The organism is Lachnotalea glycerini (genome assembly GCF_003201285.1).
GTDB lineage: Bacteria > Bacillota > Clostridia > Lachnospirales > Lachnospiraceae > Lachnotalea > Lachnotalea glycerini.
Map to the genome: position 1 here is coordinate 1 of NZ_QICS01000002.1, position 14,119 is coordinate 14,119.

General features: G+C 29.5%; 13 protein-coding genes and 1 pseudogene. All 14 read left to right on the forward strand.

The genetic code is table 11. From position 1 onward, the window contains the following. Window positions 1-405, forward strand: a pseudogene (locus C8E03_RS21850) (hypothetical protein); the annotation flags it as partial. Between the two features lie 158 nt (window positions 406-563). Beyond that, window positions 564-689, forward strand: coding sequence for a Rha family transcriptional regulator (locus C8E03_RS22795; protein WP_334294024.1), 126 nt, complete (start codon window positions 564-566; stop codon window positions 687-689). Between the two features lie 693 nt (window positions 690-1,382). Further along, window positions 1,383-1,625 (forward strand): hypothetical protein, encoded by a 243-nt coding sequence (locus C8E03_RS04440; protein WP_110290410.1) that lies wholly within the window; start codon window positions 1,383-1,385, stop codon window positions 1,623-1,625. 335 nt (window positions 1,626-1,960) lie between these two features. Next, window positions 1,961-2,905 (forward strand): tyrosine-type recombinase/integrase, encoded by a 945-nt coding sequence (locus tag C8E03_RS04445; protein ID WP_110290411.1) that lies wholly within the window; start codon window positions 1,961-1,963, stop codon window positions 2,903-2,905. A gap of 845 nt (window positions 2,906-3,750) precedes the next feature. Then, the gene (locus C8E03_RS04450) at window positions 3,751-4,989 is read left to right on the forward strand and encodes a hypothetical protein (RefSeq protein ID WP_110290412.1); all 1,239 of its coding nucleotides are present in this window, start codon (window positions 3,751-3,753) and stop codon (window positions 4,987-4,989) included. Between the two features lie 724 nt (window positions 4,990-5,713). Beyond that, on the forward strand, window positions 5,714-6,664 hold the full coding sequence (locus tag C8E03_RS04455) for a hypothetical protein (RefSeq protein WP_110290413.1): 951 nt from the start codon (window positions 5,714-5,716) through the stop codon (window positions 6,662-6,664). 15 nt (window positions 6,665-6,679) lie between these two features. Continuing rightward, entirely contained in the window at window positions 6,680-7,996 is a 1,317-nt protein-coding gene (locus C8E03_RS04460; RefSeq protein WP_110290414.1) for a radical SAM/SPASM domain-containing protein, read from the forward strand. A 13-nt stretch (window positions 7,997-8,009) separates the two neighbouring features. Then, window positions 8,010-9,086, forward strand: coding sequence for a zinc metalloprotease (locus C8E03_RS04465; RefSeq protein WP_110290415.1), 1,077 nt, complete (start codon window positions 8,010-8,012; stop codon window positions 9,084-9,086). Between the two features lie 797 nt (window positions 9,087-9,883). Then, window positions 9,884-10,258: a 4'-phosphopantetheinyl transferase family protein gene (locus tag C8E03_RS04470; RefSeq protein WP_110290416.1), complete on the forward strand. Its 375-nt coding sequence runs from the start codon at window positions 9,884-9,886 to the stop codon at window positions 10,256-10,258. A 20-nt stretch (window positions 10,259-10,278) separates the two neighbouring features. After that, on the forward strand, window positions 10,279-10,536 hold the full coding sequence (locus C8E03_RS04475) for an acyl carrier protein (protein WP_110290417.1): 258 nt from the start codon (window positions 10,279-10,281) through the stop codon (window positions 10,534-10,536). A 1-nt stretch (window position 10,537) separates the two neighbouring features. Further along, entirely contained in the window at window positions 10,538-11,752 is a 1,215-nt protein-coding gene (locus tag C8E03_RS04480) for a beta-ketoacyl-[acyl-carrier-protein] synthase family protein (protein WP_110290418.1), read from the forward strand. 16 nt (window positions 11,753-11,768) lie between these two features. After that, window positions 11,769-12,824 (forward strand): beta-ketoacyl-[acyl-carrier-protein] synthase family protein, encoded by a 1,056-nt coding sequence (locus C8E03_RS04485; RefSeq protein ID WP_110290419.1) that lies wholly within the window; start codon window positions 11,769-11,771, stop codon window positions 12,822-12,824. A 19-nt stretch (window positions 12,825-12,843) separates the two neighbouring features. Further along, window positions 12,844-13,596, forward strand: coding sequence for a 3-oxoacyl-[acyl-carrier-protein] reductase (fabG, locus tag C8E03_RS04490; protein ID WP_110290420.1), 753 nt, complete (start codon window positions 12,844-12,846; stop codon window positions 13,594-13,596). Continuing rightward, window positions 13,593-14,075 (forward strand): 3-hydroxyacyl-ACP dehydratase FabZ, encoded by a 483-nt coding sequence (gene fabZ, locus C8E03_RS04495; protein ID WP_146212297.1) that lies wholly within the window; start codon window positions 13,593-13,595, stop codon window positions 14,073-14,075. Before fabG ends, fabZ begins: the two co-directional genes overlap by 4 nt. Window positions 14,076-14,119: the final 44 nt, after the last annotated feature.

Consider the following 14,119-nt stretch of genomic DNA (forward strand, 5'->3'; position numbering starts at 1 on the left):
CAGCTTTTAGACTATTATGTATGGGTGGCACAGTATGCAAATGCTTGTACGGCAACACATAGAAAAGATATGTGGCAGTATACATCAAAAGGGAATATAGCAGGGATTAGTGGGAATGTAGATATTTCACATTGCTATACAGATTTTGCCAATACATCCAGTACAAATACTTTGATAACAAAGGAAACAACTATTGCAGCAGATCAAAGTAACGATACTGACATATTCAAAGTAAAAGTAACAGCAGACAGTTTAAGAATAAGAAAAGGAGCAGGGACAGACTACGACCAAGTAGGAAGTATTAGAGATAAGGGAGTTTACACTATTACTAAGACTATTTCAAACTGGGGATATCTTAAAAGTGGTGCAGGTTGGATTTGCTTGGATTATACTAAAAGAATATAATTAATCAAAAGGTTGTTATGATAAAATATAGCAGCCTTTTTCAATTTCATAAGAAACTATAAAAATAATAATAATGGCAAACGAGAGAGTCTTAACAGGCTCTCTTTTTTGTATATAAAAATTATCGGTGAAAGGATTGATAAAATGATGTAGAAATTATTAAAAACAATAAAGAAGAAGTAACAGCGGTAAGTAGTCTTGATGTAGCAGAAACATTTCAAAAAGAGCATAAGCGTGTAATAGAAGATATAAGGAGAATTGAAGATACAATTAATAGAGCATGAAAAAGGTATATCAAAAGACAATCACTAACAAAAGCATTTCAACAATCTACAGAAAATGAGCGTATGCATGGACATGCGTATTCTACATTTACAAATTGTATAATGAACTTAAAGCAGTACAATCGATGGAAAACATGGTATGCGGGTCAGTAAACTGTGGGTGGGGGTATGACCAAGTCAAATCATTTATAGGCAGACAAATACAAAACTTATAGCAGTGTAAATTACTACTGCTACTAAAAATAGTATTGACATAATATGAAGAAACAAATAGTAATTTTATTAGCGCATTTAATTGCGAACAATAAAAAATAATTTTCTGTCAATAAACATAATCAGATAAATAGCATATATAGAAGAAACAATATACAAAAATGCAAATAATAATCTTAATCCTACTAAAAATTTCGTATATTGCTTAATATGACTAGAATTATAAAATAAACATTAAATTAGTTATTATTTATCAATGTTTAAGGGGAAAATCAATAAAAAGTTGTACTTGTCGAAAATAGTCGAAGGTGGTAATATAGTACAGTGTTAATTATTTAACTACAAGATTAAATATTAAGTGCTACAAATATATTCATATATCTAATGCCTAAAAACATAAATATGCAATTACGTATTTATGTTTGAAATTACAGAACAAGCGTTCTGCAATTGATTCATAAAGAAAGTGGAGGGAAACATATGAAACATATTGAAGAATTTATTAAAAATGGTATTACAGAGGATGAGGAATTTAAAAATCGTCTTGGTGAATTTGTCGTATCAAGATGTTCTGACGCAGTTATTGAAAGCGAAGAATACGAAAAATTACAATCGGAAAATTGTGATAAAGATGAACTTCTTGACATAGCTTTGCTTACTGGGTACAAAAAAGGAGTTTATGATGTTATTAAAATGTTTGCTCTTTTAATAAAAAAAATGTAGCCAAAAAGTGTAGCCATGATAATAAAACGTATCAATATAAAGAACAGAAAAATAATATTTAATTTAATAAATAGAACAAATTAAAATGCTTAAACTACTCATATATTCAGTGTTTAAGCGTTTTAAACATTTTTTATTATCTAGACTTAGGATCTAGTGGGAGACCGTGCAGGTTCGATTCCTGTCATCCGCAGTAATTAAGACCATTGATTTTACTATAAAGTCAGTGGTTTTTTTATTTCTAAAATTACTCAATTTCTTTCTATAACGTGCTAGATTATTTAGGTTTTAATAACTATTAGTACACGTTGAAATCGAAAGGAAAAGTGATTCTTATGCAAAAAATCTTAATGTCACAGAGTACAAATTTAACGGTTGAAAATATGTTTTCAACTTACATTAAAAAATGTACAATCAAAAATTTATCCAACCAAACAATCAAAGGTTATACTATTAATTATCATGTATTTGAAAAGTTTATTGGTGATGACACATTAATTAGTACAGTCAATAAAAATACCATAGATGATTATATTCTGTATCTAAGAGAAAATAATCATTGCAACGATATTACGATTAATTCCTATTTGCGTTCTATTCGAGCATTTTTATATTTCTGTATGGAAGGTGGTTATCTGGAACGATTTACAATATCTATTCCAAAAGCTGACAAGAAACTAAAGGAAACCTATACAGAAGATGAATTAAAACTACTGCTAAAGAAACCAGATATAAAAACTTGTGATTTTATAGAGTATCGTATGTGGGTATATTCAAATTATCTTCTGGCTACTGGGAACAGAATATCATCTGTATTAAATTTACAGATTAAGGACTTTGATTTTAAAAACAATCTTATCTATGTCAATAAGACCAAGAACAGAAAATCACAGATTATTCCTATGGGAAGAACTATAGCAAGTATTCTACAAGAGTATTTGAAGTATAGGGGCAGTGAATTAGATGATTATGTATTTTGTACTGTAACAGGGGATAAAGCATCTATAAGAGGATATCAGGATGCTCTATCTGATTATAACCATGCAAGAGGAGTTGTAAAAACATCTGCCCACTTATACAGACATACATTTGCGAAACAATGGATTCTAAATGGTGGTGATATATTTAGGCTACAAAAGATGTTAGGACATTCAGATTTGACAGTGGTAAAAGAATATGTACAAATGTTTGGAAATGACCTAGCGAAAGATTTTGAGAAATTTAATCCTTTGGATCAGTTAGGAATAAATCAAGTAAAAGATAGGATTAGAATGAAATAGTATATACTTTTAATCTTAAGAAGGATATAGGAGAAGTATATAGCAATATAAAATAATACTTTTATTTATATTATTATAATGTGTCTATATATGTGCTTTTTCAATACCTATATCCTTATATTCGGTTCAAAATGATATTTAGGTATAAGTTTAGCCTAAATAAAAAATAAGCCTAAATGGGGCTAATATGGTAAAGAAAATAGGCTAAGTATATTTGACATGAAAATAAAAAAATAATTTTAAAATAATGAGAAAAAACGAGTAAAACGGAGAAAAAAAGAGATGTAGTTAGAACACATGAGGAATACTAAGGATAAAAGTATATTAAGATTAAATATGAACCAATTAGGCGAAATTAGGATTTGACAATCAAAAACAAGTATAGTACTATATAGAACAGGTGGCAACTATAGCAGTAGCGACCGCTATTTTGCGTACTATTCACATAGAGCCATACTTATTTAAGAAAGGTAGGTAAAATACCATGAAAACCTAAGTTATTAGTTCGTTTTTTAAAGTTTTTTCAAGTAAGATTTTTATAATTCCTTTGGTGTCTCACCACCGAAAAATTATAAAAAAAAAGGTGTGAGTAGCAAGAACTTGCTAGCTTCACATAATTAATATTTAGTTTTTGTCCTATTAATTAGCCTTCAAAAGGGCAGATGGACACATAAGGTTATAACTGCTTGATACCATTATATCATAAAAAAATAAAAATGCAACTTTTTTTTTGATAGGTCTAATAATCTTATGAAAATCCCCAAAAAATTAATAAATTTAGTTAAAGTAAGGACTTGTCCTTCCTCTCTTTTGTTGTGCGCCATCGACACAAAGGAGATTGATTATTGATTAATATAATTGACAAAATAATGGGTGGTGGAAAGTCTACTCATATTATTAACAAAATTAACGATGAGATACAAGCAGATGGGTGGAATAATGTAAAATACCTAATTTGTGTACCTTTACTGACCGAAGTTGAGAGATACAGAAACTCAATAAAAGGGATCTATATTTATGATCCACAGATGAGAGGAAGTAAAACAATCGACTTCAGGAGATTAATCAGTGAGCAGAAAAACATCGTTACCACTCATGCTTTAATATCCAAAATAGATTCAGAAACTTTAGATTTGTTATATGCTTCTAACTATAAGCTTGTAATTGATGAGTGCCTAGATGCAGTCCATGAATATAAAAGTATATCATTAAAAGACTGGGAAATCTTGCAAGAGAAATTTATTACCATTAATGATAAAGGTTTTTTGGAATGGAACGATAGCGAAGAAGAATACGACGGAATATTTCAAGAAATCAAAAAATTATGTGAAATTAATTCTCTAATGGATGTACCAAATTATCAATCCAATAAGAAAAAATTGTTAATGTGGAACTTTACAACAACATTTTTTGAAGCATTTCAAGAGTGCTACATACTAACATATGGTTGGAATGGAAGTTATTTCAAAGCCTATTTTGATTTGCATAAAATAGCATATAACCACTTAACAATTAAAAATGATATGTCAGAGCCTTACAGTGTAATAGCTGATAAGCAAGACAGAAAAGACTTGAAACAATTAATAAATATATATGAAGGAGATTTGAACCGAATAGGAGATAAGATAAGAGGTAATAAATCAAATCCCCTATCCTCAACATGGTACACAAGACAAATTACTGGAGATAAATTGCTATTAAACCAATTAAAAAATAATACATATAATTATTTTAGAAATGTAGTAAAAACACCTAGTAAATTGAATATGTGGACTTGCTATATAAAGGCTAAAAAATACTTAAGTGGAGATGGATACGCAAAAGGCTTTTTGTCATGGACTATGAAAGCTACAAATGAGTACAAGCACAAGACAACATTAGCATACCTTGACAACCTATTTCTACACCAGCAGTTAATCTCATTCTTTAAGTACCATAAAATAGAGATTGACGCAGAGCAATATGCTACGAATGAACTTATGCAATGGGTTTGGCGTTCTGCTATTAGGGATAAAAAGGAAATTAATATATATATTCCTAGTACAAGAATGAGAAGCCTATTAAATGATTTTATTAATGTATAATACTATACTTCTATATTAGAGAGAAAAAACGCTCAAATATTAATTACTTCTTTTCTTTTAGAAGATAAAAAACATATAGATAATAAATTAAAAATGTCTGAATGAATTGAATAATAATATGAAATAGATAATTTTGTTTGAGAACACTTTTGAGAACATTTCATAGATGAAGTTCTGAATGCCCTTTCTTTATAGTGTTTTTAGACGCATGATAAGGTTCGATTCCTGTCATCCGCAGTACTAAGGGTTTCAAGACTTTGAAAAAGGTTTTGAGGCTCTTTTTTTGTGCTTACTACTGCAATCACTACTGCAATGCTGAAAAATAAAAGAAGTCGGCTTAAAGACAAACTCGTTTACAAAACGGGAAGCTGGCTTTGCATTTTACCGCCGGTCCGACATAACTATTAAAATAAACTGACTATTTGTGCTGTCATATTGGCTAATTATGCGTTTGATATGTAAAATATTGTAAAAATGTGATAAAAGTATGATAAAAGTATACTATACTTTTAAATATGATTGTGTCCTATTACAGTTTCTTTATTTTGTGAGAATTTGGTATTTTTAAACAAGCAAATAGATGGACATCTTGATTAAGTTGCATGACTAGACATGTTTTCTGGCAAAACCGCTTTTTTTATTTCCTTATTAATTTCCATACATTAGTATTTTTAAACAAAGTTGTTTATTATAAATATACAAAACTATTGGAGGCATGAGTGTAATGCAAAGTTGTGATTCATATATAACATCAAAATTATTAAAAAATAGAACAAATTTAGATATCATACTATCACATGGTCTATCCAATCGTGTTTATATTGCAAAGTATGCAGGGGAAAATGTATATGCTTTGAATGGAAGAGGCTTTCTACAATATTCTGAATTATTGAATAAAATTAATGTAGGTTTTAAAAGATTAAGTTTAGAAGAATTATTTCTTATGAAGAAAGAGATAAAAAATGTAAGGCTAATAATTTCGATTCCTACTAGCTTTCTAGATAGAATTGATAATATAAAGGAAAATGTCACACAAATTGGATTAATATATTCGATTTATATTATTAATGAGATTGATGAAGATAAGGTAATGTTATCTACTAGAGCAAGTGAAATCGAAGTAAAATATAGAATGATAACAAAAGAAAAGTTGGAAAAATTAGCAAGAGTAAAAATGGCATTTGAAGAAGAGCCATTTCATATTATCAAAATAGAAGAAGAACGAGATTTTGAGAGAAGTAATGTTATCAAAAATCTTGAGAATAGTATGAAAGATTGTATAGATAATAGAAATGAGGAACATAGTAAATATAAAATTATATCTGGGGAAAATGTTTATAATGAAATATTGGAGATATTAAAAAAATTCGATTCTTGTAATACAGTAGTAAAGATGTTGATGATACAGTCTTTATGTGGTGGAAGTATGTTTTTTCATCGGAGAGAATTTGGACAAGCAATTTATGATTTTATAGGTAATGAAGGAAAAGAATGGAGTGTTTTATTAAAAAAATCTGGCAACAAATGGAGAGCAATTGGAAGACAATGTTTGACAAGTATGCAGGAAAATAAATCATTAGATATTCAAAAAATTGAAATACTAATTAAAGAAATTAAAGATATAGAAATATATACTTTTAATAATATAAAACAACAGATACCCAAATTATACTAAAGGAGAAGTTTAAATATGCTTATAGAAGTTGATAAAGATATTTGGTTTGACAATGAGAAGGTCTTCATTATTTTAGGAAATGATAATAAGAATAAATATGCTGAAAATTATAATGATTATCCTGTAATAAAAGAAAAGAAAAATAAAAACTGGTATCCAACTCTAGTTTTTTTGGCGTCAATAAGATGCAATTTACAATGCAAATACTGTTTTGCTCATGATGGTACCTATGATATTGATGATGAGAAAACAAAGATTGGTTTTGAAGAATTTAAAAAAACATTTGATTACTTTTATAATACATATGGACATATTAATGCAATTAGTTTTTTTGGTGGAGAGCCAATGATTGATTATAAAGAAATCGAGAAATTTTGTGCTTATTTATTCGATAATTATAATAAAGATGAACGACCGCTTCTTGGAATTAATTCAAATGGAACGATTATGAATGAAGAAATTAAAAATATGATTGCTAAGTATGGAATTAATTTTGGAACTAGTTTGGATGGAATTAAAATACATAATGACATACAGAGAATTGGAAAAGGAATTAATAGCGTCTATGATAAAGTGAAACATACATTAAACTACCTAAGTGATATTCCGATAAATAAAGTGGTCCAATTTACAGTATCTAGGGTTCAAATTGAGAATTATCAGAAAGGTGACTACCATAAGTGGATGCAAGAAATCGGAAATATGGGAGTTCATTTTACGGAAATTGTGCCTGTATCAACAGAAGATAAAAGGTTTAAAATAGATTTAGAGAATTTTGAAATCCGTAAGAATTTTGAAATTCTTTGTGAAGATATTTTTGATTATACAATTTCCAAAATAAGTGATGATGAAAATAGTATGATGAATTGCCCGAGAACTGTAATTGGCATTCTTGTTAGGATTATGAGAAGAGAATATCAGAATGATTGTTCAGCTGGGCGTTCCTTTTCAATTACACCACAAGGCTATATTTTTCCTTGTCATTCATTTGCATTGGATAAACGGTATGGAGTAAATTTTGATAACGATTTTAGTAGTTCACATATTGATAATAATGAACATTTTCAAAAAGTTAAGAATGCAAGTAGAGAAGATATTGAAAAATGTAAAACTTGTATTGGAGCAAAAATTTGTCCTTTTTACTGTAGAGGCTTAAGCTACTCTATGCATAATAATATGCAAGAAGTACTAAATGAAAGATGCTTTATGATGGACATTTTAGTTCGAAAGTGTATTTGTTATTTAGTGGGAGAAGAATTTAAAACCAAGCGCAAGACGGTTGTATCTAATTTGGTAAAGTATCATCAAGTTATGGAATTGTATAAGGGTTAGGGGAAAAAATTAAATGAAAATACGCCCAGATGTGGAATATCAGATAGCTAATACCCTATTGGGAAAGAAAATATATGTTGGAATAAAAGAAGCAAACAGCTTCATTCAATTCGACTCAAAATATATTAATTCTGTCATAAATTTAATTGAAAATGAAAAGGAAACTGGAATAGAAGAACTAAAACAGTTATCAGGTATAGATAATCAATTAATTGATGTATTTGAACAAAAAGGGTTTTGTAATAATGGAAAAGAACCTGAAAAATCATTTAATGAATTTAAGGGAATTGGAAAAGAATGGTTTAATATTTATATAAAAAAACAAGGGATTTTAAACCACAAAATATTTATATATATGGAAATTTTACTTTTACTTGTTTCTATATGCATTATAAGTATAAATAGGAATATGTTAACTAATAAAATTGATTATATGAATATGGAAATATGGGAAATTGTTGTTTCTATAATATTAGGATTAATATTAATGTTAGGTTTACATGAATGTGGTCATTGTATTGCTGCTCAAACAGTTGGCATTGAGATACGTAAGATTTCTATAGGTTTTTATATGATTTGTCCAATTATAGTTGTAAGCTATCAAGGGATGCATTTACATAATACTTGTAAAAAAATATGGGTTGAGCTTGGCGGAGTATTCATGAATATGTTTCTTACAGCAATTGGAATTATAATTAAGTTATTAGGAGTTCATAGTACTATTAATGATATATGGATAATGGCTAATATAAGTATGATAATAACTAATATAGAATTTTTTGGAATGACTGATGGTTATTTTGTATTAACAAGTTTAACAGGTTTGACCAATATTAGATTACTTGGGTACAAGTATTTGAAAAAAATAATAAGAAGTAAAAGCAGAAAACTGATAAAGAAAAAAGAAGTTATTTCTGGTGTTATTTTGTTAATATCGTTTGTTCTTTCTTTTGTAGGAATAATTATACAAATTTGGTATATAGGTACATTGTTTTCGTTTAATACTATGATTTTAAAAATAGTATCATTGATAATTATTATTATATTAATTTTGCGCTTGATATATAAGATAGCGTTGCTAAAACTTTAATTCTCTGTTGTATAGGGATCGCTAATCTCGTTTGAGATTTCGATAGCTGATAGATAAATATAATATATTTATCAGTTCATAGACAAAGTTAAAAAAAAGGAGGATATGCAGAATGGAAAATCAAGTATATGTTGAAACATTTGAAGACTTTGAAGAAGTAGAAGATGTTGTAACAGCAGTGTTTGTTGGAACAATTGGTTGTTGTGGATAATCCATACTACCAATTAATAGAAGGGAGGGTATAAAATGGAAAGACAAGAATACGTTGAAACATTTGAAGATTTTGAAGAAGTAGAAGATGTTGTAACAGCAGCAGCTATGGGTTGTGTTGCTTGTTGCTTATAAGTTTTTTAACAGCAGATAAAGCTAACTTCAAAATGAAGAAAGAGAATTATATTATAAATACTTAGGGTTAGGTTAATTATTGTAAACAAAGTATTTACATATTGTTTGAAGATGCTTAATTTTAGCAAATCTTAAGTATCTTCAAATATGTAGAATAGGCGGCAGTACGTTTATACTAATAAGATTAGAATATTATTACTAATGTCAAATAAGTAAATATGGAGTTATAAAATGGTAAGCATATTTAGATTGGATCAGTGGAATAGAGTTATAATTGTAAAAGAGCAATCAAGTATTAAAAAAGGTGAATTAAAAAAAAATTTAAGGAGCAGGTAATTAAGTCTCTGAGTAAGGATTCTGAAAATGTACATATAAGATATATTAATAATATACCCTATATAATAGATAGCAAACAAAGAATATATGCAAATTGTTCTTTTTCATATGCTGGTATGTATGCATTAGCTTTTATTTCTGAAAATAACAAGATTGGAATTGATATTGAGTTATGTAAAAACTTTGAAAAAGTTAATGGAGCTGTTGATGAATTTTTTGTAAGTGATGTTTATACGAATTTAAACATGTTGTCAGAAGGTTTGAGGTGGACGATGCATGAAGCAATTGGAAAGTTGGAAAAGATAGGAATATTTCGAGAATTACCAATTTTAGATGTCAGAGTTTGCAATGAGATAGAAAATAATTTTAGATATTTTTGTGCACTAAATGTCAGGTATAAAAATATGAAATATATGGATATAAAAGAAGTATATTGCCTTGGGCTACAAACAAAAGATGTTTGTGTTATGCTAGCAATAGAAAAATTATAAGAACTATAAGGAGGATGAGTATGCAATTAAAAGAAAAAGTACTAAAAATGGTAATTGAAAGATTAGGATTAGAAGATGATATTGACGTTAATAATTATGAATATGACATGCCGTTATTTGAGACCGAAATTGGATTGGGATTAGATTCGGTTGACGTGCTTGAATTATTTGTGGGGATGAAGAAAGATTTTGGAATCAAAGTTCCTGATGATAAGAAAGAGGTTTTTAAAAGTGTTACTACTATGTCTGATTATATATTACAGGTAAGTGGTGAATAAAATGCAAAAAAATGATAGGCGGGTTGTTGTTACAGGCATGGGAATCATGACTGGTGCAGGTAAGAATGTAGATGAGTTTTATGATGCACTTCTGAACGAAAAGACAGGAATAAAAAAGTGTACTATTTATGACTTGAATCAATTGGCATCAGATAAGGTTTCGCAAATAGATTCTGTCTCAACCTCAAGGCCATATGAAATAAATGAGGAAACAAGGCTTCTAACTATTCTTAATCATGTGTTACAAGAAACATGGGTAGATGCTAGTTTAGAGAAAAAGAAAATAGAAGCTTTATATGAGAGATGCATTATCTCAATGGGAATATCAGTTGGTTTAGATGAGTATCGATATGAATACATTAATAAAAAAAAGGCGGGCAATAAGAATTTAGAATATTTATTTCAGAGCCCACAAAATATTATTGATTTTATTAGAGAAAGAACTGGAATAATAGGTGCATATCATATTAATTCATCAGCATGTTCAGCATCAACGGCTGCATTTGGTGAGGCATGTTCAGCTATTAAAAATAATAAAGCTGATATGGCATTGGTGTTAGGGGTGGATCCACTGTCGGAGTTTTCATTGTATGGCTTTAATTCCTTGAAGAATATTAGCCCAGAGGGGTGTAAACCATTTGATAAGAACAGAGATGGAATTACAATTGGGGAAGGTGGAGCTGCTTTAGTTTTGGAAGAATATGAGAATGCAAAAAAACGTAATGCCAAAATATATGCTGAGGTATTTGGATATGGAATGGGAAATGATGCATATCATGTTACAAGTCCAGACCCATCCGGTGATGGGGCGTATTATACTATGCAGATGTCTATGAATGAGGCTGGAATAGATTGGACAATGTTGGATTACATTAATGCACACGGAACTGGAACAATCCAAAACGATAGTATGGAAATGGAAGCAGCTAATAGATTATGTACAGATAATAGTCATAAAGTATATATGAATTCTACAAAGTCACTAACAGGACATTGTCTTGGAGCAGCAGGAGCTGTTGAAATTATAGCTACAGTACTAGCAGTATATCATGATGTTGTATTTGGTACATATAATCTAGATGAATGTGATAATAACTATGAAACTTTAGTAATACAAAAAGATAAAAGTAAAAATATAAAAGTAAACTATGCTATATCTAATTCATTTGCATTTGCAGGAAATTCAGCAAGTGTATTGATTGGAAAAGTTAGGTAGTTAGGATAGGGATAAGATGAAAAATACATATTTATTAGGAATTGGTTGTGTAAGTTCTTATGGAAATTCAGTCGAGAAGATATGGGAGAAATTGAATAGTAAAAAAGACGAATGGATAAAGTATGGTATACCTTACGAATTTCAGTGTGAGTTAAAAGGAAGTTTAAAAAGGCGAGCAGATAGGGATTCTCTTATTGGAGTATATGTAACACAGGAATCATTCAAGGATGCGGGGGTGACATTGGATGAAACAATGGAGTATCAAGTAGGCACAATTTTTTCATCTGGTCATGGTCCGGCTGAAACAAATCTCAAATTTGCCGATCAAGTATCCGATTATATTCCGGAATGTTGTAGTCCTTTCACTTTCTCTAATACGGTTACAAACGCATTATTGGGTTACATATGTATACCATCAAAGTATAAAGGTGTTAGTACTATGCTTTATGGATGTAATAGTATTCCGTTTTCTATAGATTTACTGGAAGAAGGAAAGGCAGATCTTATTTTTGCTGGCGCTGTGGAAGCGTATTGTGATGAACTCATTGAAAGCTATCAGAAATATAGCAATTTGGGTAATAAGATGATAGCGGAAGGTGCTGTAACTTTTTTACTTTCGAATAATCCAGCTTATAAGCAACAGTCATACTGTTTTATAAAGGGATGTATGGAAATAAATCTTGGTATTTCTGTGTATGATTATAAAGGTGATAAAGAAGATGATGTAAAAAAGAGAGTGTTGCATAATATAGTAAAAGTAAGTGAATATGCAGCAGAAGACATAGATTTAGTTTTTACAGCAGGAGGAAACCAAGATTTTGAAACGCTGGAAAATGAAGCAGTAAAAGAAGCTATTTCCAAGGCTGAAATAGTCGAGAATATTAAAGAGCTATTTGGTGAGACAATGGGGTGTTCTATTCATGTTAATATAATGGTAGCTGCCTTATGTATCAAGAATAATTTAATTCCTGAACAGTTACTGCCTGTTAAAGAGAGAAAAATAAATAACATTATTGTTAATGGATATGATAACTTGGGAAATTATGTATCGTTTCTAATTTCTAGAAGCTAAAAAGGGAGAAATTAAACCAATGTCAGATTTTAAAGGAAAAACCGTACTAATCACAGGTGGAGCAAAAGGAATTGGAAAAGCAATTGCGTTAGAATTCGTTAGACAAAAAGCTAATATTATCATTACTTATAAACAGACCAAAGTTGAAGATGTTCAAGATGTTTTAGAAGAATTTCGTGATATAAATCATGAGGTAAAGACTGAAGCTTATCAAGTAGATGTAAGCAGAAAAGATGAAACGGAAGGATGTATTCAAAGCATTTTGGAAAAATTTAATACTATAGATATATTAGTAAATAATGCAGGAATCAATGAGGATAGTTTGCTTATGCTTATGAACGAAGAACGGTGGGATAGTGTAATAAAAACAAACTTATATGGAACTTATTATATGACTCATAATGTACTTCCAACTATGATAGAAAATAGGCAGGGAGTTATTATAAACATAAGCTCGGTTAGCGGTATTTATGGAACAGCAGGGCAAGCGAACTATGGAGCGGCTAAAGCTGGAATCCTATTATTTTCAAGTGCGCTATCTAAAGAAGTTGCAGGAAAGAATATTCGAGTAAATGCAGTTGCTCCAGGGTTTATCGAAACAGATATGACAAAGGCATTAACAGAAGAATTTTGTAAAAAAAAGCTTAAAGAAATTCCCATGAAACGATTTGGAAAGGCAGAAGAAATAGCAAAAGTTGTAATATTTCTGGCAAGTAATGATGCTTCTTACATATCCGGTCAGACAATTGTTGTAGATGGAGGGTTAACGTGAAATGTATTATCAATGCGTCTCAAATTATGAAAATTCTTCCCCACAAATATCCATTTTTATTATTAGATGGAATTTTAGAAATTGAAAAAGGAAAGAAAATTATTGGTATTAAGAATGTTACAGTAAATGAACCATATTTTCAGGGACATTTTCCTGATGAAATGGTTGTTCCGGGTGTACTTATTATAGAATCGTTAGCACAGCTGACAGCAGTATTATATTGTTTGGAAAATATAGATGATATGAAAAAAATATCTGAGTGCGATCTTAGTAGTGTAAGCTCTAAAGTGGGCTATCTAGTTAGTGTGGAACATTTTAAATTTATAAATAAAGTATATCCAGGAGAGCAAATGATACTCAAATCAGAATTAAAAGAAAGCTTCGTAAATTTATTGAAATTACATGTGGAAGCAGCTATTGAAGAAAAAATAGTAGCTCGAGGTGAGATACTTGTAACTAGAAAAATGATAGACAGCTAATAAATAAGGAGGCACAGATACTTTAGAAATTTATAATGTATCGT

Coding starts and splice junctions, on each gene's coding strand:
- C8E03_RS04465 (WP_110290415.1), top strand. CDS start 8,010: ATGAAAATACGCCCAGATGTGGAATATCAGATAGCTAATACCCTATTG.
- fabG (WP_110290420.1), top strand. CDS start 12,844: ATGTCAGATTTTAAAGGAAAAACCGTACTAATCACAGGTGGAGCAAAA.
- C8E03_RS04440 (WP_110290410.1), top strand. CDS start 1,383: ATGAAACATATTGAAGAATTTATTAAAAATGGTATTACAGAGGATGAG.
- C8E03_RS04470 (WP_110290416.1), top strand. CDS start 9,884: ATGTATGCATTAGCTTTTATTTCTGAAAATAACAAGATTGGAATTGAT.
- C8E03_RS04445 (WP_110290411.1), top strand. CDS start 1,961: ATGCAAAAAATCTTAATGTCACAGAGTACAAATTTAACGGTTGAAAAT.
- C8E03_RS04460 (WP_110290414.1), top strand. CDS start 6,680: ATGCTTATAGAAGTTGATAAAGATATTTGGTTTGACAATGAGAAGGTC.
- C8E03_RS04475 (WP_110290417.1), top strand. CDS start 10,279: ATGCAATTAAAAGAAAAAGTACTAAAAATGGTAATTGAAAGATTAGGA.
- C8E03_RS04480 (WP_110290418.1), top strand. CDS start 10,538: ATGCAAAAAAATGATAGGCGGGTTGTTGTTACAGGCATGGGAATCATG.
- C8E03_RS04455 (WP_110290413.1), top strand. CDS start 5,714: ATGCAAAGTTGTGATTCATATATAACATCAAAATTATTAAAAAATAGA.
- C8E03_RS04485 (WP_110290419.1), top strand. CDS start 11,769: ATGAAAAATACATATTTATTAGGAATTGGTTGTGTAAGTTCTTATGGA.